General features: G+C 68.3%; 21 protein-coding genes. 17 read left to right on the forward strand and 4 right to left on the reverse strand.

Annotation, left to right across the window (positions count from 1 at the left end; translation table 11 throughout):
- Positions 1-66 precede the first annotated feature (66 nt).
- The 16 genes from ACG00Y_RS10435 to ACG00Y_RS10510 all read left to right on the forward strand — a co-directional run bounded on the left by ACG00Y_RS10435 (position 67) and on the right by ACG00Y_RS10510 (position 21,453).
- A complete protein-coding gene (locus tag ACG00Y_RS10435) occupies positions 67-1,821 on the forward strand; it encodes an IlvD/Edd family dehydratase (RefSeq protein WP_394478510.1) in 1,755 nt (584 codons plus the stop codon).
- A 13-nt stretch (positions 1,822-1,834) separates the two neighbouring features.
- Positions 1,835-3,421 (forward strand): aldehyde dehydrogenase (NADP(+)), encoded by a 1,587-nt coding sequence (locus ACG00Y_RS10440; RefSeq protein WP_394478512.1) that lies wholly within the window; start codon positions 1,835-1,837, stop codon positions 3,419-3,421.
- A 74-nt stretch (positions 3,422-3,495) separates the two neighbouring features.
- Positions 3,496-5,034: an alpha-N-arabinofuranosidase gene (locus ACG00Y_RS10445; protein WP_394478514.1), complete on the forward strand. Its 1,539-nt coding sequence runs from the start codon at positions 3,496-3,498 to the stop codon at positions 5,032-5,034.
- Between the two features lie 177 nt (positions 5,035-5,211).
- Positions 5,212-6,777, forward strand: a complete 1,566-nt coding sequence (locus ACG00Y_RS10450; protein ID WP_394478516.1) for a glycoside hydrolase family 43 protein — start codon at positions 5,212-5,214, stop codon at positions 6,775-6,777.
- Position 6,778: 1 nt separating this feature from the next.
- Complete coding sequence (locus tag ACG00Y_RS10455) at positions 6,779-9,133, forward strand: beta-L-arabinofuranosidase domain-containing protein (protein WP_394478518.1); 2,355 nt, start codon at positions 6,779-6,781, stop codon at positions 9,131-9,133.
- Positions 9,134-9,259: 126 nt separating this feature from the next.
- Positions 9,260-10,210 carry an ABC transporter substrate-binding protein gene (locus ACG00Y_RS10460; RefSeq protein ID WP_394478520.1) on the forward strand — a complete coding sequence of 317 codons (951 nt, stop codon included), beginning with the start codon at positions 9,260-9,262 and terminating at the stop codon, positions 10,208-10,210.
- 405 nt (positions 10,211-10,615) lie between these two features.
- A complete protein-coding gene (locus ACG00Y_RS10465) occupies positions 10,616-12,136 on the forward strand; it encodes a sugar ABC transporter ATP-binding protein (RefSeq protein ID WP_394478522.1) in 1,521 nt (506 codons plus the stop codon).
- Between the two features lie 13 nt (positions 12,137-12,149).
- Positions 12,150-15,068, forward strand: a complete 2,919-nt coding sequence (locus tag ACG00Y_RS10470) for a glycoside hydrolase family 31 protein (protein WP_394478524.1) — start codon at positions 12,150-12,152, stop codon at positions 15,066-15,068.
- Complete coding sequence (locus ACG00Y_RS10475; protein WP_394478525.1) at positions 15,065-16,072, forward strand: ABC transporter permease; 1,008 nt, start codon at positions 15,065-15,067, stop codon at positions 16,070-16,072. The genes ACG00Y_RS10470 and ACG00Y_RS10475 overlap by 4 nt, the downstream gene beginning before the upstream one ends.
- Positions 16,069-17,049 (forward strand): galactofuranose ABC transporter, permease protein YjfF, encoded by a 981-nt coding sequence (yjfF, locus tag ACG00Y_RS10480; RefSeq protein WP_394478527.1) that lies wholly within the window; start codon positions 16,069-16,071, stop codon positions 17,047-17,049. The genes ACG00Y_RS10475 and yjfF overlap by 4 nt, the downstream gene beginning before the upstream one ends.
- Before the next feature lie 2 nt (positions 17,050-17,051).
- Complete coding sequence (locus ACG00Y_RS10485) at positions 17,052-18,017, forward strand: glycoside hydrolase family 43 protein (protein ID WP_394478529.1); 966 nt, start codon at positions 17,052-17,054, stop codon at positions 18,015-18,017.
- Between the two features lie 427 nt (positions 18,018-18,444).
- Positions 18,445-18,765 (forward strand): YbjQ family protein, encoded by a 321-nt coding sequence (locus ACG00Y_RS10490; RefSeq protein ID WP_394478531.1) that lies wholly within the window; start codon positions 18,445-18,447, stop codon positions 18,763-18,765.
- Between the two features lie 22 nt (positions 18,766-18,787).
- The gene (locus ACG00Y_RS10495; protein ID WP_394478533.1) at positions 18,788-19,273 is read left to right on the forward strand and encodes a YbjQ family protein; all 486 of its coding nucleotides are present in this window, start codon (positions 18,788-18,790) and stop codon (positions 19,271-19,273) included.
- Complete coding sequence (locus tag ACG00Y_RS10500; protein ID WP_394478535.1) at positions 19,270-20,169, forward strand: M48 family metallopeptidase; 900 nt, start codon at positions 19,270-19,272, stop codon at positions 20,167-20,169. The genes ACG00Y_RS10495 and ACG00Y_RS10500 overlap by 4 nt, the downstream gene beginning before the upstream one ends.
- Before the next feature lie 49 nt (positions 20,170-20,218).
- A complete protein-coding gene (lepB, locus tag ACG00Y_RS10505; RefSeq protein WP_394478537.1) occupies positions 20,219-21,130 on the forward strand; it encodes a signal peptidase I in 912 nt (303 codons plus the stop codon).
- Positions 21,131-21,150: 20 nt separating this feature from the next.
- Entirely contained in the window at positions 21,151-21,453 is a 303-nt protein-coding gene (locus ACG00Y_RS10510; protein ID WP_394478539.1) for a hypothetical protein, read from the forward strand.
- Here ACG00Y_RS10510 and ACG00Y_RS10515 read toward each other — a convergent pair whose 3' ends face one another.
- Together ACG00Y_RS10515 and ACG00Y_RS10520 are read right to left on the reverse strand one after the other, a co-directional pair.
- The gene (locus ACG00Y_RS10515; protein WP_394478541.1) at positions 21,454-22,035 is read right to left on the reverse strand and encodes a VapC50 family PIN domain-containing toxin; all 582 of its coding nucleotides are present in this window, start codon (positions 22,033-22,035) and stop codon (positions 21,454-21,456) included.
- An 8-nt stretch (positions 22,036-22,043) separates the two neighbouring features.
- Entirely contained in the window at positions 22,044-22,517 is a 474-nt protein-coding gene (locus ACG00Y_RS10520; protein ID WP_394478543.1) for an excisionase family DNA-binding protein, read from the reverse strand.
- Between the two features lie 177 nt (positions 22,518-22,694).
- Here ACG00Y_RS10520 and ACG00Y_RS10525 point away from each other — a divergent pair, with 177 nt between their 5' ends.
- The gene (locus ACG00Y_RS10525; RefSeq protein ID WP_394478545.1) at positions 22,695-23,063 is read left to right on the forward strand and encodes a glyoxalase superfamily protein; all 369 of its coding nucleotides are present in this window, start codon (positions 22,695-22,697) and stop codon (positions 23,061-23,063) included.
- 103 nt (positions 23,064-23,166) lie between these two features.
- On the opposite strand, the gene ACG00Y_RS10530 is transcribed toward ACG00Y_RS10525, so the two are convergent.
- Together ACG00Y_RS10530 and ACG00Y_RS10535 are read right to left on the reverse strand one after the other, a co-directional pair.
- Positions 23,167-23,724 (reverse strand): hypothetical protein, encoded by a 558-nt coding sequence (locus tag ACG00Y_RS10530; protein WP_394478547.1) that lies wholly within the window; start codon positions 23,722-23,724, stop codon positions 23,167-23,169.
- Positions 23,725-23,855: 131 nt separating this feature from the next.
- Complete coding sequence (locus tag ACG00Y_RS10535; RefSeq protein ID WP_394478549.1) at positions 23,856-24,023, reverse strand: hypothetical protein; 168 nt, start codon at positions 24,021-24,023, stop codon at positions 23,856-23,858.
- Between the last annotated feature and the right edge of the window lie 81 nt (positions 24,024-24,104).

Raw genomic sequence — 24,104 nt, forward strand, 5'->3', positions numbered from 1 at the left:
CCAAGAGCGGTTGACAGCCTGTTTCAATGGCTTGCCCTGCGCCCGAGAACGACACCGAGACAAGACATGACGACTGAGGACAAGAAGAGCAAGGTCAAGCTGCGCTCCGCGGAATGGTTCGGCACCCAGGACAAGAACGGTTTCATGTACCGCTCCTGGATGAAGAACCAGGGCATCCCCGACCATGAGTTCAATGGCAAGCCCATCATCGGCATCTGCAACACCTGGAGCGAGCTGACGCCCTGCAACGCCCACTTCCGCAAGCTGGCCGAGCACGTCAAGCGCGGCATCATCGAAGCGGGTGGCTGGCCGGTCGAGTTCCCGGTGTTCTCCAGCGGCGAGAGCAACCTGCGCCCCACGGCCATGCTGACGCGCAACCTGGCCAGCATGGACGTCGAGGAAAGCATTCGCGGCAATCCGATGGATGCCGTCGTTCTGCTGGTGGGCTGCGACAAGACCACGCCCGCGCTGCTGATGGGCGCGGCCAGCGTCGACGTGCCGGCCATCGTCGTCACCGGCGGGCCGATGCTGAACGGCAAGCTCAACGGCAAGAACATCGGCTCGGGCACGGCCGTGTGGCAGCTGCACGAGCAGGTCAAGGCCGGCGAGCTGAGCATGCACGACTTCATGGCCGCCGAGGCCGGCCACTCGCGCTCGGCGGGCACCTGCAACACGATGGGCACCGCCTCCACGATGGCCTGCATGGCCGAGGCGCTGGGCACCTCGCTGCCGCACAACGCCGCCATCCCCGCCGTGGACGCACGACGTTATGTGCTGGCCCACCTGTCCGGCATGCGCATCGTCGAGATGGTGTGGGAAGAGCTGACGCTGTCCAAGGTGCTGACCAAGGAAGCGTTCGAGAACGCCATCCGCGTCAACGCGGCCATCGGAGGCTCCACCAACGCCGTCATCCACCTGAAGGCCATTGCCGGCCGCATCGGCGTGGACCTGGAGCTGGAAGACTGGACCCGCATCGGCCGCGGCACGCCCACGGTCGTGGACCTGCTGCCCTCGGGGCGCTTCCTGATGGAAGAGTTCTATTACGCCGGTGGCCTGCCCGCCGTGCTGCGCCGCCTGGGCGAGGGCGGCCTGCTGCCGAACAAGGACGCGCTGACCGTCAATGGCAAGACGCTGTGGGAGAACGTCGTCGACGCGCCCATCTACGACGACGAAGTCATCCGCCAGCTGGACAACCCGCTCATCAAGGACGGCGGCATCTGCATCCTGCGCGGCAACCTCGCGCCGCGCGGCGCCGTGCTCAAGCCCTCGGCCGCCACGCCCGAGCTGATGAAGCACCGCGGCCGCGCCGTCGTCTTCGAGCACTTCGAGGACTACAAGGCGCGCATCGTCGACCCCGACCTGGTTGTCGACGCGACCTCCATCCTGGTCATGAAGAACTGCGGCCCCAAGGGCTACCCCGGCATGGCCGAGGTCGGCAACATGGGCCTGCCGCCCAAGCTGCTGGCCGCCGGCGTGAAGGACATGGTGCGCATCTCCGACGCGCGCATGAGCGGCACCGCCTACGGCACCGTCGTGCTGCATGTGGCGCCCGAGGCGCGCGCCGGTGGGCCGCTCGCTGTGGTGCAGGAGGGCGACTGGATCGAGCTGGACTGCGCCGCCGGCCGCCTGCACCTGGACATCCCCGACGCCGAGCTGGAACAGCGCCTGGCCGCCTGGGCCGCCGCCCAGACCGTGGACCCGCAGGACGCCAGCGGCTACCGCCAGCTCTACGTGAACCACGTGCTGCAGGCCGACGAAGGCTGCGACTTCGACTTCCTGCGCGGCAAGCGCGGCTCGGCCGTGCCGCGCCATTCACACTGATTCCGAGGTTTTCATGAGCAACACCATCCAAGGCCTGGCGCTGATCAACGGCCAGCCGGTGCGCGGCGCCGGCAAGCCCTTCCAGGCGTTCGACCCCAGCAAGAACGAAGCGCTCGGCCCCGACTTCAACGCCGTGGACGCCGCCCAGGTGGCCGAAGCCTGCGCCCTGGCCGGCGCCGCCTTCGACGCCTACCGCGCCACCAGCGACCAGGAGCGCGCCGACTTCCTGGAGCAGATCGCCGCGCAGATCCTGGCGCTGGGCGACGACCTGATCGTGCGCGCCATGGCCGAGACCGGCCTGCCGCGCGCCCGCCTGGAAGGCGAGCGTGGCCGCACGATGAACCAGTTGAAACTGTTCGCCGAGCTGCTGCGCGAAGGCAGCTGGCAGGATGCTCGCATCGACACCGCGCTGCCCACGCGCACGCCGCCGCGGCCCGACCTGCGCCTGCGCTTCGTCGGCGTCGGCCCCGTGGCCGTGTTCGGCGCCAGCAACTTCCCGCTCGCGTTCTCGGTCGCCGGTGGCGACACCGCCGCCGCGCTTGCCGCTGGCTGCCCGGTCGTCGTCAAGGCGCACTCGGCCCACCCGGGCACGTCTGAGCTGGTCGGCCGCGCGGTCGTCGAGGCCGTGCGCCTGTCCGGCCTGCCGGCCGGCATCTTCGCGCTGCTGACCGGCAGCGGCCACGGCATCGGCGACACGCTGGTGCGTCACCCGGCCATCCAGGCCGTCGGCTTCACCGGCTCGCGCAGCGGTGGCATCGCGCTGATGGCGGCGGCCGCTGCCCGCCCTCAACCCATCCCGGTCTATGCCGAGATGAGCAGCATCAACCCGGTCGTCCTGCTGCCCGGGGCTCTGGCCAAGCGCGGCGCCGACATCGCCACCGGCTTTGCCGGCTCGCTGGTCATGGGTGTGGGCCAGTTCTGCACCAACCCCGGCCTGGTGCTGGGCATTGCCGGCGCCGACTTCGACCGCTTCGCCGTGGCCGCCGCCGAGGCGCTGAAGCCCGTGCCCGCGGCGACGATGCTGACCCCCGGCATCGCTAGCGCCTACCAGCGCGGCGAAGACCAGCTCGCCGGCCAGCCCCAGGTCGACGCGCTGCTTCGCGGCGAGTCCACCGGCTGCCAGGGCGCACCCAGCCTGTTCAAGACCACCGGCGCGGCCTTCCTGGCCAACCACGCGATGCAGTCCGAGATCTTCGGCCCGGCTTCGCTGCTGATCGCCTGCACCGACCTCGTCGAACTGCTCGCCGTCATCGAGGGCCTGGAAGGCCAGCTGACCGCCACGCTGCAACTGCAGGACGACGACGAGAGCGACCTCGCCGCCGCCCGCTATCTGCTGCCGGCGCTGGAGCGCAAGGTTGGCCGCATCCTGGCCAACGGCTACCCGACCGGCGTCGAGGTGTCGACGGCCATGGTCCACGGCGGCCCCTTCCCGGCGACGAGCGATGGCCGCAGCAGCTCGGTGGGCACGGCCGCCATCCAGCGCTTCCTGCGCCCGGTCTGCTACCAGAACCTGCCGCGCGCGCTGCTGCCTGCGGTGCTGCGCGAGCCGAACGAGCGCGGCGTGTGGCGCCGCCGTGATGGTGTGCTGACCCGCAACTGACGCGGACAAGATCCAAAGGGCTCGAAGAAGCCCGTCGGAAACCAGCCGAACCGAACAACCTGGAGACAAGTGAAATGAAGAAGCAACTGCTGGCCCTCGTGGTCACGCTGGCGGTGAGCGCTAGCGCGCTGGCCGCCGACATCAAGGTCGTCGTCAGTGCCGACCAGCCCGGCCCGGTCATCCACCGCAACATCTACGGCCAGTTCGCCGAGCATCTGGGCACCGGCATCTACGAAGGCATGTGGGTGGGCCCCGAGTCCAAGATTCCCAACGTGCGCGGCTGGCGCAAGGACGTGGTGGGCGCGCTCAAGGACCTGAAGGTGCCGCTGGTGCGCTGGCCCGGCGGCTGCTTCGCCGACGAGTACCACTGGCGCGAGGGCATCGGCCCGCGCAACAAGCGCCCGGTCAAGGTCAACTACAACTGGGGCGGTGTGCCCGAGAACAACGCCGTCGGCACGCACGAGTTCTTCGACCTGGTCGAGCAGCTCGGCGCCGAGGCCTATGTGAACGGCAACCTGGGCACCGGCAGCGCGCAGGAGATGGCCGAGTGGCTGGAGTACATGACGGCCGAGGGCAAGTCCACGCTCGCCGACATGCGCCGCAAGAACGGCCGTGACAAGCCCTTCCGTGTGCACTACTTCGCCGTCGGCAACGAGGCCTGGGGCTGCGGCGGCAACATGCGCCCCGAGTACTACGCCGACCAGTACCGCCAGGTCACCAGCTTCCTGCGCACGCCCGCCCACAACCGCCCCATCATGATCGCCAGCGGCGGCCATGGCCAGATGACCAGCTGGACCGAGGCGCTGAGCAAGGGCGTGCCCGGTGTCAACGCGATTTCGCACCACGAGTACACGCTGCCCACCGGCAAGTGGGAGGGCAAGGGCGCGGCCGTGGGCTTCCCGGAGGCCGAATGGTTGTCGACGCTGGCGCACACGCAGCGCGTGGACGAGATGATCCGCAAGAACGTTGCCGTGCTCGACAAGAACGATCCGTCCAAGAAGATCGGCTTCTACTTCGACGAGTGGGGCAGCTGGTACGACCCGGAACCCGGCAGCAACCCCGGCTTCCTGGTTCAGCGCAACACGCTGCGTGACGCGCTGCTGGCGGCGATGCACTTCCACGTGTTCCACAACCATGCGGAGCGCGTGAAGATGACCAACATCGCGCAGATGGTCAATGTGCTGCAGGCCATGATCATCACCAGCAAGGACAAGCTGGTGCTCACGCCCACCTACCACGCGTTCAAGCTCTACACGCCCTTCCAGGACGCGACCTCGCTGCCCGTCAAGGTCGAGAACAACCCGGTCTACAAGGTCGACAAGCTGGAGATGCCCGGCCTGTCCGCCACCGCCGGCCGCGGCAAGGACGGCAAGCTCTGGGTGGGCCTGGTGAACGCCAACGCCACGCAGGCCGCAGAGCTGGACCTTCAGGTCGGCACGGCCACGCCGAAGTCCGTCAAGGGTCAGGTGTTGACCGCCGGTGCGATGGACGCGCAGAACGAGCTGGGCAAGGCGCCGCAGGTCGTGCCCGTCGCGTTTGAAGCCCAGGCCGTGGGCGGCAAGCTGACGATCAAGCTGCCGGCCAAGTCCGTCGTCGTCGTCGCCGTCGACTGATCCAGCGATCTTCCCGCCCCGGGCCGTCCTCGCGGATGGCCCGGGGCTTTGCCCTGCGCGCTCGCCTGAGCGGCATACCGAAACCGGGATCGACAGCGCCCGGAATGTCATTGGTGTGACGGGGCGCGGCCTCCTAGGCTGTGCCCCCACAACCATACCTACCGGAGACAAGACACCATGGCCTTGCACAAGCGCCGCGACATCCTCGCGGGTACGGCCGCGCTCGCCCTGAGCGCCTGCGGCGGCGGTGGTGGCAGCAGCCCCGCCCCCGCGCCTAGCCCGATCACGCCCCCGCCGCCTCCGCCCCCACCGCCGCCGCCGCCGCCTCCTCCGGCACCCCCGCCGCCCACGCAGACGGCGCTGACCTTCGCCAATGCCGGCGTGCATGACCCGTCCGTCATCAAGGCCGACGGCCAGTTCTACGTCTTCGGCTCCCACCTGGCGGCCGCCAGGACGCCGGACCTGATGAACTGGACCAAGCTGGCCGACGGCGTCAACGATGCCAACCCGCTGTTCGGCAACAAGGTCACCACCGAGCTAGCCGAGACGCTGGCCTGGGCAAAGCCCGACTTCGGCCCCGTCACGCTGTGGGCGCCCGACGTCACCAAGCTGGCCGACGGCAAGTTCTACATGTACTACTGCGCCTGCAAGGGCGACTCGCCGCGCTCGGCGCTGGGCATTGCCGTGGCCGACAAGGTCGACGGCCCCTACGTCAACAAGCAGGTGCTGCTGAAGTCCGGCATGTGGGGCCTGCCCAGCGAGGACGGCACCGTCTACGACGCCACCAAGCACCCCAACGCGGTCGACCCCTCGGTCTTCGCCGATGCGACGGGCAAGCTGTGGATGGTCTACGGCTCCTACTCGGGCGGCATCTTCATCATGGAGCTGAACGCCACCACCGGCCTGCCGCTGGCCGGCCAGGGCTACGGCAAGCACCTGATGGGCGGCAACCATGCCCGCATCGAGGGCGCCTACATCCTCTACAGCCCGACGAGCAAGTACTACTACCTGTTCGTTTCCTTCGGCGGGCTGGATGCTATCGGCGCGTACAACGTGCGGGTGGCGCGCTCCCTGTCGCCCGACGGCCCTTATGTGGACGGCGCCGGCACCAGCATGGCGACCGTCAAGGCCGATGCCAGCAAACCGCTGTTCGACGACGCCAGCATTGCCCCTCACGGCATGAAGCTGATGGGCGGCCACCAGTTCACCAACGCCACCGGCGAGACGGGCACAGCGCTGGGCTATGTGTCACCGGGCCACAACTCGGCCTATTACGACGCCGCGACCGGCCAGTACTTCATCATCTTCCACACGCGCTTCCCCGGCACCGGCGAGGCGCACGAGATCCGCGTGCACGAGATGCACCTGAACGAGGACAACTGGCTGGTCATCGCACCGCTGCGTTATGCGCCGCTGAGCCTGGCCAACCCCGCGCAGACGGCTGACGTCAGCGCGGCCCAGGCAGCGGGCACGTACAAGCTGGTCAACCACGCCAAGGACATCACGGCCGTGAGCAAGGCGTCCATCGTCGTCACGCTCAACACCGATGGCACGGTGACCGGCGGCATGACGGGCACCTGGACGCACAAGGGCAGCAACAAACTCAGCGTGGTGAGCGGCGGCACGACCTACGCCGGGGTACTGTCCCGGCAATGGAACACCAACGCGAGCGCGTTTGTCGTGAGCTTCAGCGCGCTCTCCATGGGCGGCGTGTCGCTCTGGGCCATCCGCACCGGGAGCTGACGTGAAGAATCTGCTTGCCGCTCTGACCCTCGCGCTGTGCACCCACGCGGCCAGCGCGGCCACGCAGCTGTTCCCGCTGGACCGCGTGCGCCTGCAGGACGGCCCGTTCCTGGCCGCGCAGGACACCAACCGGCAGTACCTGATGGCGCTGGACGCCGACCGGCTGCTGGCGCCCTTCCTGCGCGAGGCCGGGCTGCCGGCCAAGTCGCCAACCTACGGCAACTGGGAGTCCACGGGCCTGGACGGCCACATGGGCGGCCACTACGTGTCGGCGCTGGCGCTGATGTGGGCGGCCACCGGCGACGCCGAGGTGAAGAAGCGCCTCGACTACGTCGTCGCCGAACTCAAGCGCTGCCAGGACGCGCTCGGCACCGGCTACATCGGCGGCATCCCCGACGGCGCCAAGGCCTGGGGCCAGCTTGGCGCGGGTCAGCTCAAGGTGGACAGCTTCTCGCTGAACGGCCGCTGGGTGCCCTGGTACAACATCCACAAGGTCTTCGCGGGCCTGCGTGACGCCTGGGTCTACAGCGGCAACGCCGACGCCAAGGCCATGCTCGTGAAGCTGTCCGACTGGGCGCTGCGCCTGACCACGCCACTGACGGACGCGCAGATGCAGGACATGTTGCGCGCCGAGCATGGCGGCATGAACGAGGTGCTGGCCGACGTGTCCGAGATGACCGGCGACCTGCGCTACCTGGCGCTGGCCCGCCGCTTCTCGCACCAGGCCATCCTGCAGCCGCTGGCCAACGGCCAGGACAAGCTGACCGGCCTGCACGCCAACACGCAGATCCCCAAGGTCATCGGCTTCGCGCGCATCGCGCAACTCACGGGCGAGGACGAGGGCCGCCAGGCCGCCGAGTTCTTCTGGCGCACGGTGGTGGACAAGCGCACGGTCGCCATCGGCGGCAACAGCGTCAAGGAGCACTTCCACCCCGACACCGACTTCAAGCCGATGTTGAACGAGGTGGAGGGCCCGGAGACCTGCAACAGCTACAACATGCTGAAGCTGACCGCGCTGCTGCAGCAGGCGATGCCGGACCGCGGCGCCTATGCCGACTACTACGAGCGCACGCTCTACAACCACATCCTCGCGTCCCAGCATCCGCAGGGCGGCTTCGTCTACTTCACGCCCATGCGGCCGCAGCACTACCGCGTCTACTCGCAGGTGCATGACGGCATGTGGTGCTGCGTGGGCTCGGGCATCGAGAGCCACGCGCGGCACGGCGAGTTCATCTACGCGCACGACGACAGCAGCCTGACGGTCAACCTCTTCGTCGCCTCCACCGTGGACTGGCGCGAGCGCGGCATCAAGCTGACGCAGAGCACCCGCTTCCCCGACGAGTCGCGCACGAAGCTGACGGTGGACGGCGCCGGCACGTTCGCGCTCAAGGTGCGCTACCCCGGCTGGGTCGCGCCCGGCGCGCTCAAGGTCAAGGTCAACGGCAAGCCGGTGAAGGTGACGGCCAAGCCGGGCGGCTACGTCGAGCTGAACCGGGCCTGGAAAAGCGGCGACACCGTGGACGTGGCGCTGCCCATGCGCACGGCGCTGGAGCCGCTGCACGGCCTGAAGAACTACGTGGCCGTGCTGCACGGCCCCATCGTGCTGGCCGCCAAGACGCCGCAGCCGGGCGAGCAGCTCAACTTCCGCGCCGACGCCTCGCGCATGGGCCACATCGCCCATGGCGCCGTCTGCCCGCAGGACAGCGCGCCCGTCTTCGTCAGTGACAAGGCGGATTTTCTGAACCGCTTCAAGCCCGTGCCCGGCCAGCCGCTGACCTTCACGGCGCCCGATCTGATCCAGGGCCGCAAGGGGGCCGAGAACCTGCAGCTCATCCCCTTCTTCCGCCTGCACGACTCGCGCTACATGCTCTATTGGGGTCGCAGCACGCCGGCCCAGCAGAGCCTGATGCGCGCCGAGCTGGCCAAGGCCGAGGAAGCGCGCCTGGCACTGGACGCGCAGACCATCGACCAGGTCGCCCCCGGCGAGCAGCAGCCTGAGTCGGACCATGCCTTCAAGGGCGAGGGTGCCGAGAACGGCATCGCCCCGGCCGGCCGCTGGCGGCATGCGAAGCAGTGGTTCAGCTACGACCTGAACGACCGCGACGGCCAGGCCAGGGCGCTGCGCCTGAGCTTCGCCAAGGGCGACGCCGGCCGCCGCTTCGACGTCCTTGTCAACGGCCAGCTCGTGGCCGAAGTTGAGCTGGGCAAGCCCGACATGGCCGACGAGATCTACACGCGCGAGTTCCCGCTGCCGCCCGAACTGGTTCGCGCTGCGGGCGGCAAGCTCAACGTGAAGTTCGTCGCCAAGCCGGGCTCCATTGCCGGCGGGCTTTACGGCCTGCGCTTGCTGCGCTGATTGCCCCCGCCGAGGGTCGATACATACCAAAATCGGCATCCCTTGGCGGCGAAATGTCATTGGTCGCGCATCGCCCGCCTTCCTACCATCGGCCACCACAAGACCCACCGAGTTGGAGACAAGCTCATGAACCTTCTTCGCCGCAGCCTGCTGGCCGCCGCCCTGCTGACGCCCGCGTTCAGCGCCTTCGCCGCCCCGCTCGTCATGGGCTTCTCCCAAGTGGGTGCCGAGAGTGAATGGCGCACCGCCAACACTGCTTCCATCAAGTCGGCGGCCAAGGAAGCCGGCATCACGCTGAAGTTCGCCGACGCGCAGCAGAAGCAGGAGAACCAGGTCAAGGCCATCCGCAGCTTCATCGCGCAGAAGGTCGACGTGATCGCCTTCTCGCCGGTGGTCGAGTCCGGCTGGGACACGGTGCTGAAGGAAGCCCAGAAGGCGGGCATTCCCGTCATCCTGACCGACCGCGCTGTCAAGGTGGCTGATCAATCGCTGTATGTGACCTTCATCGGCTCCGACTTCGTCGAGGAAGGCCGCAAGGCCGCGCGCTGGCTGCTGGAGCGCGCCGCCAAGACGCCGGGCGCCGCGCTGAACATCGTCGAGCTGCAGGGCACCGTGGGCTCGGCGCCCGCCATCGACCGCAAGAAGGGCTTCGAGGAGGTCATCAAGACCAACCCCAAGCTGCAGATCATCCGTTCGCAGTCCGGCGAGTTCACGCGCGCCAAGGGCAAGGAAGTGATGGAGTCCTTCCTGAAGCAGCGCGACAAGAAGATCGACGTGCTGTACGCGCACAACGACGACATGGCCATCGGCGCCATCCAGGCCATCGAGGAAGCCGGGCTGAAGCCGGGCAAGGACATCGTCATCATCTCCATCGACGGCGTGCGTGGCGCGTTCGAGGCGATGAAGGCTGGGAAGCTGAACGTGACGGTGGAATGCAATCCGTTGCTGGGGCCGCAGCTGATGCAGCTGGCCAAGGATGTGGTGGCGAAGAAGCCGGTGGAGAAGCGCATCACCGTCATCGAGGGCGTGTTCCCGGCTGAGGTGGCGGCGAAGGAATTGCCGAATCGGAAGTATTGAGGTCGTGGGCTTCGTTGCAGGGGTGTTTGTGGCGAGGCCCAGCCGGGATTTCGTCCCGGCGGCCGACTTACTTTTTGCGCCGCCAAGAAGTAGGCAAAAAGCTCTCCCCTGCAAAACCGGCCCTGCGGGCTGCCCTGCGATGCTCGAAACCCAGGGCCGCGCCGAACTCACTTCGCTGCGCTCCGTTCAAGCAAGCGTCGCGAGTCAGTTCTTGAAGCGCGCTGCACGCGCGCCCTGGGCTTCTGCGCTTCTCGGCGGTTCTGTAGGGGAGGCCCCGAAACAGCCGCAACAGCCAACAGTCAACAGCTCTGTAGGGCGGGTCGCGACCCGCCAGCATGGGTGGCAAGTCGCCACCAAACGGCGGGTCATGACCCGCCCTACAGAGCTGTGGAGCGAGCAACCCACATGACCACCTCCCCCGTGCTTGCCCTCTCCGGCATCCACAAATCCTTCCCCGGCGTCAAAGCCCTCACCGACGTCAGCCTGCGCCTCTACCCCGGCGAGGTCCACGCGCTGATGGGCCAGAACGGCGCCGGCAAGTCCACGCTCATCAAGGTGCTGACGGGCCTCTACCAACCCGAAGCCGGCACCATCACGCTCGACGGCGACACCATCGCCCCCAGGCGCACCGAGGAAGCCCAGGCCCTGGGCATCCAGACCGTCTACCAAGAGGTCAACCTCTGCACCAACCTCAGCGTCGCGGAGAACATCTGCGCCGGCCGCTTCCCCCGCAAATGGGGCCGCATCGACTGGCCAGCCGTCAACGCCGAGGCCAAACGCGTCCTCGCGCAGATGGACCTCGACATCGATGTGACGGCCCCGCTGTCGCGCTACTCGCTGTCCGTGCAGCAGATGGTTGCCATTGCCCGCGCGCTGCGTGTGCAGGCCAAGGTGCTCATCCTCGACGAGCCCACGTCCAGCCTGGACGACGCCGCCGTGCAGCGCCTGTTCACCGTGCTCAAGCGCCTGCGCAGCCAGGGCCTGGCCATCCTGTTCGTCACCCACTTCCTCGACCAGACCTACGCGCTGGCCGACCGCATCACCGTCATGCGCAACGGCGAGACCGAGGGCGAGTACCTGGCCAGCGACCTCAGCCGCCTGGCCCTCGTCAACAAGATGGTGGGCGCGCCGCCCGACCAGCAACCCACCCGGCTGGACAGCCGCGCCCCGACGACCGGCGCCCCTGTCCTGAAGGCGCAAGGGCTGACCCGGCGCGGCGCGCTGCACCCGCTGGACCTGGAGCTCAGACGCGGCGAAGTGCTCGGCCTGGCCGGCTTGCTGGGCTCTGGCCGCACCGAGGCCGCGCGGCTGCTGTTCGGTGCTGATGCTGCCGATGCGGGCCATGTCGAGACCGGCGACCACAGCGGCCGCTGGCACTCGCCGCGCCAAGCTATCGCCGCCGGCATCGCCTTCTGCTCCGAGGACCGCAAGCACGAGGGCGCCATCCTGGACCTCTCGGTGCGCGACAACATCCTGCTGGCGCTGCAGGCCCGCCATGGCCTGCGCCTGGTGATGAGCCATGAACAGCAGCAAGCCCTGGCCGACGACTACATCCAGCGCCTGGGCATCAAGACCGCCAGCGCCGACACGCCCATCGGGCAACTGTCCGGCGGCAACCAGCAGAAGGCGCTGCTGGCCCGCTGGCTGGCCACCGAGCCCGCCGTGCTCATCCTCGACGAGCCCACGCGCGGCATCGACGTGCGCGCCAAGGAAGACCTGATGGACGCCGTGCGCGCGCTGGCCCACAAGGAGGACGGCACGGGCATGTCCATCCTGTTCATCTCGTCCGAGCTGCCCGAGGTGCTGCACTGCAGCGACCGCGTCCTCGTGCTGCGCGACCGCCGCGCCGGCGGTGTCTACCGCCGCGGCGAGCTGGACGAGCGCAGCGTGCTTGAAGTCATCGCCGCCGAGCCCGCAGCGGCTTGAGAGGAAGCCCGTCGTGAAGCCCTCCCACCCGCTCGCGCTGTGCCGCGCGCTGGCCGCCGCCGCGCTGCTGGGCCTGACCACCGTCGCCCAGGCCGTAGCGCCTTCGGGCCTGGACGCCCAAGGCCAGGCACAGCGCCAGCCGCTGGCGCCCGATGCCCACGGCTTTGCCTGGACGCGGCTGGCGGCCGGCGTGCAGGTGCAGCGGGGCACGCTCACGCGCAACATCCTGTTCTACAGGCCCGGGCTGGTGCGCGTCACGGCCCACCTGGGCCAGAGCCACGCCACGCAGCCCAGCCTGGTCGTCGTGGCCACACCGCAGGCAGTGCCGCTGGACGTGCAGAACGGCGCCGACACGCTGGTGCTGGCCAGCGCGGCGCTGCGTGTGCAGGTGGACAAGCGCAGCGGCGCCATCGCCTTCCTGCGGCCCGACGGCCAGCCCTTCACCCGCGAGCAGGCGCCGGCCGCGCTGCAGTTGGTCGAGTTCTCGGGCGCGCCCAGCTACACGATGACCCAGGCCTTCAGCCTGACGCCCGACGAGTCGCTGTACGGCCTGGGCCAGTACAACGAGTCGTACATGGATTACCGCGGCCGCGATGTGTCCATGGTGCAGACCAACATCGGCACCGTGCTGCCCTTCCTGGTGTCCACGCGGCGCTGGGGCGTGCTGTGGGACGTGTATTCCAAGATGCGCTTCACCGACGACGCGCAGGGCGCCCGCTTCTGGGCCGAGAGCGCGCCGGCCGGGGCCGACTACTACTTCGTCGCTGGCTCGACGATGGACGAGCTGATGGCCGGCTACCGCCAGCTGACAGGCGCCGCGCCCATGTTCCCCAAGAGCGCCTTCGGCCTGTTCATGAGCAAGGAGCGCTACAAGACGCAGCAGCAGTTGCTGGACGTGGCGCGGCGCTTCCGGGCCGAGCGCTTCCCGCTCGACACCATCGTGCAGGACTGGCAGTACTGGGGCGGTGACAAGGACGGCACCTGGAGCGGCATGACCTGGAACGCCGAGCGCTTCCCCGACCCGCGCGGCATGGTCGACACGCTGCACCGCGAGCTGAACCTCAAGCTGATGGCGTCCATCTGGCCCTCGGTCGGCGACGACACGGCCCTCGCCAAAGAGCTGGACGCCAAGGGCCTGCGCTTCGCGCCCAAGCACTGGATCTCCGGCAAGGCGCAGATCTACGACGCCTTCAGCGCCGAGGGGCGCGCCATCTACTTCAAGCACACCAAGAAGGGCTTGCTCGACATCGGCGTGGATGCGCTGTGGATGGACGGCACCGAGGTCGAGGTGGGCGGTGCGGCCCACGACCCGGGCGAGGTGGAGGCCGACATCAAGCGCCTCGGCCGCAACGCCATGGGCGACTTCACCCGCTACCTCAACGTCTACAGCCTCGTCACCACGCGCGGCGTCTATGAAGGCCAGCGCGCCAGCGGCGACAAGCGCGTCTTCACGCTGACCCGCTCCGGCTGGGCCGGCCAGCAGCGCTATGCCGCCATGCCCTGGTCCGGCGACACGACGGCCAGCTGGGCCACGCTGCGCGCGCAGATTGCCGGCGGCCTGAACGTCGGCATGGCCGGCTCGCCCTACTGGACGCAGGACACCGGCGGCTTCTTCGTGCGCCACGCCGGCGGCGAACGCAACCCGGCCTGGCGCGAGCTGTACGCGCGCTGGAACCAGTTCGGCATCTTCAACCCCGTCTACCGCATCCACGGCACCGACGTCGAGCGCGAGCCCTACCTGTTCAAGTCACTGGACCCGGCCGTCTACGGCTCGCTGCTGAAGGCCGCGCAGCTGCGCTACCGCCTGCTGCCCTACGTCTACGGCCTGGCCTGGCGCGCGCACGACGAGGGCTACGTGATGATGCGCGGCCTGGCGATGGACTTCCCCGACGAGACCGCGCTGCGCAAGGTGGACGACACCTTCATGTTCGGTCCCGCCTTCCTGGTGCAGCCGGTCACGCGGTCCACGCTGTACCCCGAGGTGCCGCCGGCCACCACCATCCCCGCCAGCGCGCTGCGCACGCCGCAGGGCGAGCCGGGGCTGCAGCTGGAGTACTTCGCCGGCATGAACTTCGAGAAGCCGGCCAGCCGCACGGTGGACGGCCCCGTCGACCACGACTGGCCGCCCGCGCCGCTGGGCAGCGTGCCGCCCGGCCTGCAAGACCTCAACCAGTTCTCCGCGCGCTGGCAGGGCACGCTCATCGCACCCGAGGCCGGCGAGTACGAGATCGGCCTGGAAGGCGACGACGGCTTCCGCCTGTGGCTGGACGACAAGCTCATGGTGGAGGACTGGAAGAACGGCGCGCCGCGTTTCCAAGGCACACGCGTCAAGCTCACCGCCGGCCAGGTGGTGCGGGTGCGCATCGACTTCTATCAAGACGCCTACGGCCGCAAGCTGCGGCTGGCCTGGCGCACGCCGGCCCAGGTCCTCGCGCTGGCGGACGAGCAGCGCCGCATCGACAAGCGCCAGGCCACGCGCCTGCCGGCCGGTGCCGCGTGGTTCGATTTCTGGACCGGGCGCCGCCACAACGGCGGCCAGGCCGTGGCGCGCGAGTACCCGCTCGACCAGTTCCCGCTGTTCGTGCGCGCCGGCAGCATCGTGCCCATGGGCCCGGTCATCGAGCATGTCGGCCAGCAGCCGGGCGCGCCCTACGAGATCCGCGTCTACCCCGGTGCCGACGCGCAGTTCACGCTCTACGAAGACGACGGTGAAACCTACCGTTATGAGAACGGCGAGCGCGCCACCGTCACGCTGCGCTGGGACGACGCCCGCCGCACGCTGCACGTCGGCGCGCGCGACGGCCGCTTTCCCGGCCTCATCCCGCAACGCCGCTTCGATGTGAAGCTGATGGCCGCCGGCGGCCGCGCTGCGGCCACGCGGTCCGTCCTCTACCGTGGCGACGCGACGGCGCTGCATTTCAAGACCCCATGAGTTCCCTCACGCCCGCCATGTCCTCTCCTCCCGCGCGCGCCGCCCTCTGGCGCCACCCGCTGTTCCGGCCCCTGGCCGCACTGGTGCTGCTGCTGGCCGTCGCCGCCGTCAGCGTGCCGGGCTTCCTGCATCTGGAGATCAAGGACGGCCGGCTGTACGGCAACCTCGTCGACATCCTGCACCGCGCAGCGCCCCTGATGCTGGCGGCCCTGGGCATGACGCTGGTGATCGCCACGCGCGGCATCGACGTGTCGGTGGGCGCCATCGTCGCCATCTCCGGCACGGTGGCCTGTGTGCTGGTCGCCGAGCACGGCCTGGCCATCGCCTTCGCGGCCGCCCTGGGCGCCGCGCTGCTGTGCGGTCTGTGGAACGGCCTGCTGGTGGCGGGCCTGGGCCTGCAGCCCATCATCGCGACGCTGATCCTGATGGTCGCCGGCCGGGGCCTGGCGCAGCTGCTGACCGACGGCCAGATCATCACCGTCTACGAGCCCGCCAGCTTCTTCTGGCTGGGCGCCGGCTACGTGCTGGGCCTGCCGGTGTCGCTCTACGTCGTGGCCCTCGTCGCCGGCCTCACCGCGCTCTTGATGAAGCGCACGGCGCTGGGCCTGTTCATCCAGACCGTGGGCATCAACCCGGTCGCCGCGCGGCTGGCCGGCGTGCGCACCGCCGCCATCGTGTTCTTCGTCTACGTCTACTGCGGCCTGGGGGCGGGCCTGGGCGGCCTGCTGATCTCGTCCAACATCAAGAGCGCCGACGCCAACAACGCCGGCATGCTGCTGGAGCTGGACGCCATCCTTGCCGTCACGCTCGGTGGCGGCCAGTTGAACGGCGGCAAGTTCAGCCTCGCGGGCAGCCTCATCGGCGCGCTCATCATCCAGACGCTCACGTCCGCCATCTACGCCTTGGGCGTGCCGCCGCAGGTGACCATGGTCGTCAAGGCCGTCGTCGTGTTCGCGGTCTGCATCTCGCAGTCGTCCATCTGGTCCGCGCGGAGGTCCGCATGAACGCCGTCCGTTCCGCGATGGCCGCGCCTTCCTTCACCACCTGGGTCAGCGTCGTGCTGATGCTGCTGCTGTTCATCGCGGGTGCGACCAGCTACACCGGCTTCGGCTCCACGCAGGTCGTGCTCAACCTGCTCATCGACAACGCCTTCCTGCTGGTCATTGCGGTGGGCATGAGCTTCGTCATCCTGTCCGGCGGCATCGACCTGTCGGTGGGCTCGGTGCTGGCACTCACGACCATGGTCGCCGCCTGGCTGCTGCAGGTCGCGCAATGGCCGGCCGAGCTGGTCATCGTGGTCGTGCTGCTGGGCGGCGCGGCCTTCGGTGCGCTGCAAGGCCTGGTCATCCACGTGTTCAAGCTGCAGGCCTTCATCGTCACGCTGGCCGGCATGTTCCTGGCGCGCGGCCTGTGCTTCCTGATCAGCGTTGACAGCATCACCATCGACGCGCCGCTGTTCGTCACGCTGTCGCAGACACAGATCCCGCTGCCCTTCGGCGACGCCTTCCTGTCGCCGGGCGCGGTCATCGCGCTGCTGACGCTGGGTGCGGGCCTGTGGGTGGCGCATTGCACCGCCTTCGGCCGCACCGTCTACGCACTGGGCGGTAGTGAGACCTCGGCGCTGATGATGGGCCTGGCCGTGGGCCGCACCAAGGTCGCCGTCTACGGCCTCAGTGGCTTCTGCGCCTCGCTGGCCGGCCTGCTGTTCGCGTTCTACATGCTCAGCGGCTACGGCCAGCACGCGCAAGGCGTGGAGCTGGATGCGATTGCGGCGGTGGTCATCGGCGGCACCGTGCTGACGGGCGGTTATGGCTATGTGGCCGGCGCGCTGTCCGGCGTGCTGGTGCTGGGCCTCATCCAGACGCTGATCGCCTTCGACGGCACCCTCAGCTCCTGGTGGACCAAGATCGTCATTGGCGCGCTGCTGTTCGTTTTCTGCGCCGTGCAACGGCTGCTGTCCCTGAAGAAAACCCAAGGCTGAACATGTTCAAGAAGCTCCTGCTCGCCGCCACGCTGGCGTGCGGCGTGAATGCCCACGCCGCGAACCCGCTGTTCGCCCCGCTCTACACGGCCGACCCCGCCGTGCTGGTGGACGGCGGCCGCGTCTACCTGTTCACCGGCCGCGACGAGGCCCTGCCCGCAGGCAAGGACTTCGTCATGCACGAGTGGCGCGTGTTCAGCACCTGCGACATGGTGAACTGGCAGGACCACGGCGTGCCGCTGAACGTCAAGACCTTCGCCTGGGCCAAGGCGCGCGCCTGGGCGTCCGATGTGGTGAAGCGCGACGGCAAGTACTGGTTCTACTCGACGGTGGAGCACGCCACGGTGCCGGGTTTTGCCGTCGGTGTGGCGGTGTCCGATTCGCCCACCGGCCCGTTCAAGGACGCGCGCGGCTCGGCGCTCATCACCAACGACATGACCACCCAGACCGACATCGCCTGGGACGACATCGACCCCGGCGTGTTCGTCGACGACGACGGCCAGGCCTGGCTGTACTGGGGCAACACGGTGCTGAAGTACGCCAAGCTCAAGGCCAACATGACCGAGCTGGACGGGCCCATCCAGGTGCTGCCGGTGAAGGACTTCGTCGAGGCGCCCTACCTGCACAAGCGCAAGGTGGGCGGCAAGAACATGTACTACCTCAGCTACTCGGAGTTCTTCCCCGAGCAGACGGCCTATCTGACCGGGCCTTCGCCCACCGGCCCCTGGACGCCGCGCGGCGTCATCATGGCCAAGAACCTGAAGACGCCGACCATCCACCAGGCGTTCTTCGACTTCAATGGTCGCAGCTATGTGGCGTATCACAACGCGGAGCTGCCGGGCGGCGGGGAGTACCGGAGGTCGGTGGCGATCGAGGAGTTCGAGTACCGGGCGGATGGGACGATTCCGTTCATTCCGCAGACGAAAGAGGGGCCAAGGGCTAACCCTTCGGCTGAGTGCAAGCGCTGAGTTGATGTTTGGTTGCTCTTGGCGAGAGAGCTGCTGATCGAGAGATTGCCGGGAGTCCGTCCCGGCAGCCGGGTAACTTTGGCGAAACCTTCGGTTTTCTTCTGCGGGGCCAGAAGAAAGTCACCAAAGAAGAGGCCCTGAACCGCACACCGGCTTCACGACGCCAATAGCGGCGCGCGAAAACGCTCAGCTTCTTTTCGGGAAGACGCGAGCCGCTTCGCTCTCGCTGCTGTCCCTGTGAAGAGCGCCATCCATCGCGCCTTTACGCCCGTTAACGCCGGCTGCACGCCGGGCTCGCCAGGGAATGCGAATTCGCGTCGCTGGGGCGACGCCATTGGGGTGGGTCCGTGGAAATTCACCATGCTGCGGGCTCCGCACAGCCTCGGGCATCATCGCGGCCTCAAACAACACCAGGGAGCTCGCCGTCATGCTCATCAGCAACCTCGAAACCGCACCCGGCCACCGCATCACCGCCCACCTGGGCATCGTGCAAGGCAGCACCGTGCGCGCCAAGCATGCGGGCAAGGACATCCTTGCCGGGCTGAAGAACATCGTCGGCGGCGAGCTGAAGGCCTACACGGACCTGATGCAGGAAGCACGCACCGAGGCCGTGGAGCGCATGACGGCCGAGGCTCGCGCGGTGGGTGCCAATGCGGTACTGAATGTGCGCTTCGTCACCACCAGCATCACCATGGGCGCGGCCGAGATCCTGGCCTACGGCTCGGCCGTGACGGTCGAGCCCGCCTGACACCCGCCGCGCGGTCATCATCATGGACTGGACCTTCTGGCTCGAGACCTTCAACCTGTGGGTGGTGCTCATCCCGCTGCTGCTGGGCTACGGCATCGGGCGCTGGCTGGAGCGCCGCCACTACCGCAGCATCCGTGAGCGTGAGCAGGCGCTGCGCCACGTTGTGGCGCTGAACACGCGCTACGTGCCTGAGGGCGTGGAGGCGGGCTCGACGCAGCTGGTGACGGGCGGCGTGGTCATCTCGTCGGACTACTTCAAGACCTTCGTGGCCGGTTTCCGCACGTTCTTCGGCGGCCGCGTCCGCGGCTACGAGACGCTGCTCGAACGCGCGCGCCGCGAGGCGCTGCTGCGGCTGAAGGCGCAGGCCGAGGCGGCGGGCAGCACGCTGGTGATCGGCGTGCGCTTCCAGAGCACGACGATCGCCGGCTCGGCCACGCCGTCGGTGGAGATCATGGCGTTCGGCACGGCGCTGATCGGTACCCAGCGCGCCGTGACGGCCGCCGCATGACCCCACCGCGCCTGGAGAACCGGCTGCCGCCGGAAGACCTGCTGGAGCGCGACGACCACCCGCTGCGCGAGCTGGCCTGGCTGGTGGCCGCCAGCCTCGCGCTGCTGGCCGTGCTGGTGCTGGTGACCGGCCTGTCGGCCCGCTGGCTGGCGCCCAGGTTGCCCTTCGAATACGAAGTGGCGCTGGCCGAACGCGTGTTCGACGAGGAGAAGGACGTCGTGGCTTCGGCGGACGCCGCTGCAGCCCGCGAGCGCCGGGCCGCGTTGCAGGCACTGGCCGACCGCGTGGCGGCGGTGATGGCGTTGCCGCCCGGCATGAAGGTGGTGGTCAGCGACGACCCCTCGGAGCTGGTCAATGCCTACGCGACCGTGGGCGGCCGCATCCGCGTGTTCCACGGCCTGCTGCGCAAGCTCGACAGCGAGCAGGCCCTGGCCGCGCTGCTCGCCCACGAGATCGCCCACGTCAAGCACCGGCAAGTCGCGGCCAACATGGGTCATGGGCTGGCGGTGGTGTTGGTGCTGTCCGTCATCACGCCCGAAGGCGGCGCGCAGGCCGCACAGGGCTTGCTGGGCAGTGCGGCGCAGCTGGCGCTGCTGGGCTATTCACGCGATGCGGAGCGGCAGGCCGACGCGGAGGCGCTGGCGGCCAGCGTCGCGCTCTACGGCCATGCCGGTGGGCTGGCGGCGTTGTTCAAGGTGATGCCACAGGCTGAGGGTGCGCCGGCGGGGACGGCTTGGTTGAGGAGCCATCCGGACACGGTTGAGCGGCTGGCTGCGCTGAAGGCGGTGGCAGCCGCAAGGGGCGCCACCATGGTTGGCCTGGTAACACCACTGCCGGCGGTGTTGAGGGCACTGCCGCCAGTCGTTTGCGGGGGGCGTGCCTCCAGCTCGTGTTGAGCGGAGCCGGCCTTTCATTCCGCTGTAAGACATCAGTAAACCGTACCCCATGACGAACAAGCCGAAGAAGTGGATTGCCGTGTTGCTGGGTCTGCTGTTCACCCCTGCCGGCATGTTGTATGTCGGCAGTGCAGGGCTGGCCGTGGGGTACTTCGTCTTGACCTTCGCCGTGGCTGTTGCCGGGTTCGTGCACCCGGCGTGGAAGTCCGTCGCGAACGTCGTGTCACCAATCTGCGTGATCGTGGGCGCGTCTCATGCATACGTGCTCGCGAAGCGGTACCCCGAAGAGAGGTCTCGTCCTCCCTACAGCCGTTGGTACGGGATTCTTGTGGCCGTGGTCTGCGTGGTGGTGCCGGTGATCGGTACCCGCGCCTTCTTCTTCGAGCCGTTCCGGATGCCGTCTTCTTCCATGCTGCCCACCCTTCCGATGGGGGCCGTCATGGTTGTCAAGAAGTGGGGCTATGGAAGCTACGGCACTCTCGGCCTGCGTCTTGCGCGCGCGCCCATCTCGGCGCCGCTGGCGCGAGCCGACCTGATCGTTTTCGAGTTTCCGCAGGACCGGTCCGTCACCTTTGTGAAGCGGCTGGTCGGGTTGCCTGGAGACAAGGTCACCTATCGCGAGGGCCGGTTGTCCATCAATGGAGACACCGTGCCGCAGCGGTCGACCGGTGAGTATTTCGACACCCATCGGGATCTGTACCTGTCGCGTCATGTCGAATCTCTGTCCGGCAACGAGTACTCGGTGCTCACACGAGGCGACTTCAATGTGCGCTGGGCGCGACAGGCGGATTTCCCCTTCTCCGAGAAATGTGTCCATACCGCAGAGGAAGTGACCTGCGACGTGCCTGCAGGACACTACTTCGTCGTGGGTGACAACCGCGACAACAGCAATGACAGCCGGATGTGGGGGTTCGTGCCGGCAGATCACATCGTCGGCAAAGTGGTGTTCGTGGCCTCCTGATAGCCAGCAGATCCTGCGTCATGCACTTCCTCACCTTCGACCTCACCGACAGCTCCGACGACATCCTCACGCTGGAAGCCATGGCCTCCACACGTGAGGCGGAGCATGCCGCCGTGATGGCAGAGGTGGCGCAGGTGCTGGCCTGGGCCCAGGCCGAGTTCGGCGGTCGGCAGGGGCCGGTGGAGGATGGCAACGCCTGGGACCATGAACTGCTGGTGCAGCACGAGGCGGGCGGGTGGGTGACGGTGACGCTGACGTTCTGCGCGTCGGCCGAGTTCGCCGAGGCCTTCCAGAAGATCTACGGCGAAGCCGAGGATCAGTAGTCAGATCAGGTCCACCGCATCGCGCAGCCTTTGCGCAGTGGCGACCAGGCCGTTCCTGGCCAGGGCATCGGCAATGGCTTCGGGCCCCAGTTCCGGCCGCCTGAGTCGTTCACGCTGGCGCTTGAATGCGCCCAGCATGCCGATCTCGTCCAGGTCCATCTGCGCGACGAGGAACTCGTCGGGATGAATGGCCGAGATGCCGAAAGGCGCCAGCACATCGTCCGGAAAATCCTTCAGGTTGCCCGTCACGATGCAGTCCGCATGGCCGGCAATGGCGGCGGCCAGCACATGCACGTCGTTGGGGTCCGGCAGCACCAGCGAGGGAATCAACTGCGCCCAGGCGACCTCGGGGACTTCCCAGTCCGGGCAGGCGTCGCGAATGGCATCGCGGCGGCGCAGGAAGGCGCCTTCCGGTTGGCCGGTCCGCACCTCCAGGCTCTTCATCCATTCCTGCTCGATGCGCGTCGTCCACTTGGGCGCATACAGCCCGAGATGTGCGGCGCTCAGCAGCGAGTCGATGACGGCCACCGGGTGGATGACGCAGGCATCGAGCAGCGCCGTGAAGCGTGCGTGGCCGGCCATTCAGGCGCTCAGTACTCGAGCCCCATGTCGCGCGCGTTGTCGGCCACGCGTTGCAGCGCGGCTTCCTGGCGCGCGCGCATGTCGCGCGCATAGGCTTCCAGGTCTTCAAACTCGACGCGGCGGTGGCTGCCCACCATGCGGTGCTTCAGCCGGCCGGCCTCGATCTCCTTGATGACGAAGGGCCGGGAGACGTTCAGGTAGTTCGCGGCTTCCACGGTGGACATTTCCTGCTTGGCCGGCATGAACACCACCGGGCGGCGCTCGCTCATCAGCCCCAGCAACTGCGCAATCATCTTGAGGGCCTGCGGCGGCAGCTGGACGGCGGGGCCCTGGCCATCGTCGCTTTCCAGTGTGATGGTGGCAGCGCGCGAGTGGTCCAGCGCGGCCACGATGCAGCGCTGGGCGGCGCGCGCCATGTCGGCTTCGGCTTCGGACAGTTGCGGCGCCGGGATGCGGCGCCGGCTGCGTTCGAGGGTGGCCATGTGGACTCCAGGCGGGCGGTCTCGGCAGGCGCGCCCACGCGCCTTGCACGGCGGCACTTTAAGCCATAAGTGCAATAAGTGCAGCGCCTGATCTTGTCGGCCCAAGCGGCGACGGGTTCTGCGCGTGGCGGCCGCGTAGGTCTTGCGCGCGGTGCGCGGCGCCCGTCACACTGCCCCATGCACTTCGACCAGACCACCCCCATCCTGCGCAGCTTCGACCAGGCCAAGGCGCGAGAGTTCTATGTGGACTTCCTCGGCTTCAAGGTCGACTTTGAGCACCGCTTCGAGCCGGGCATGCCGCTGTACATGCAGCTGTCGCGCGGCGACTGCGTGCTGCACCTGAGCGAGCACCACGGCGACTGCTGCCCGGGTGCCGGCATGCGCATCCGCGTCAGCGACATCGAGGCGTTCCATGCTGAACTGATGGCAAAGCACTATGGCAACGCGCGCCCCGGCATTCACGACACGCCCTGGGGCTCGCGCGACGTGTCGGTGACCGACCCTTTCGGCAACCGGCTGACGTTCACGAATGCGGTGAGCACCTGAGCGTCAAGCCGCGTGCGTCGCCCCAGCGACGCCGTCTTTGCATTGCTGGTGAGCCCAGCGTTTCAGGTGGCGCTGGGCGAGTCGAAACGACTGAGCCGTTGGCTCACTGCGGTTGCCCGCCTTCCCAGCCGGGGTCACAGGCAGGGCTTTCGGTGGTTGTCCCCGAGCGGACGGCTGCCGTGAGGCGCTGGATGGCCGACTCGACGGCATCGCGCAGTTCGCCCTCGGCGCCAAATCGAAACAGCCGCGCATCGTTGCCCAGGAAGTTGCGCCCGTCGATGGCAACGCAGAAGACCGCCGACGCGGCCTTGTTCTTGCTGAAGGCCGAAAGGATTGCAGCGATTGGCGCTGCCAGGACCTGGCCACCCGGCACGGCCACTTGAGCGGCTTGCACAGCTTCTTCGTCCACCTTCACATCGGGCAGGCTGAGCCGGACATCCGTGGTCTTCACCTCAAGGGGCTGGCTCGCTGCCAGCGCGCCCGAGCTGACGAGTCTGCTGCGCAGAAGGACGGCGAGGTTGCCGAACTGGGTGTCGTCGCCCGTGTGCTGCACCACGCCTGTTCCGACATTGCGGACAGTCGTTGCCTTCCATTGCGGCGCGCGCCTGTCCAGCAGTTCGGCGGGTTCTGCGGCGGCTTGGACCGTGGAAACAAGCGCCACGACGAAGGCAAACGTATGGGGTCTCAAAGCAGCAGGGCGGTGTTCGCGCGGTTGGGTGAGAAACAGTGGTGGTGCAGGATATGGCGATCAGCGCAGTTGGCCCAGTCGAACGGGATCTCGCAACCCACCGCCTAGCGCTGCTCCCCAGCCGCCAGCAAGGCCACCGCCGCAGCGATGCCGGTTTCGGCCTGGACCGTCAGCGGCGACTTGTCACGCGACAGCCAGTGCGCGAGGTAGACGGTGGCTTCGAGGCTGCCCTGCCGCGAGGCGCGCTCCCACCACAGCAGCGCGTTGTCCATGTCACGCTGTTTGCCGTAGTGCAGGCCCACGTCGTACTGGGCCAGCGCGTAGCCGGCCTCTGCCGCGCGGAGCTTGAACTT

Origin of the sequence: Pelomonas parva, assembly GCF_043555835.1 — a bacterium.
GTDB lineage: Bacteria > Pseudomonadota > Gammaproteobacteria > Burkholderiales > Burkholderiaceae_C > Pelomonas > Pelomonas parva.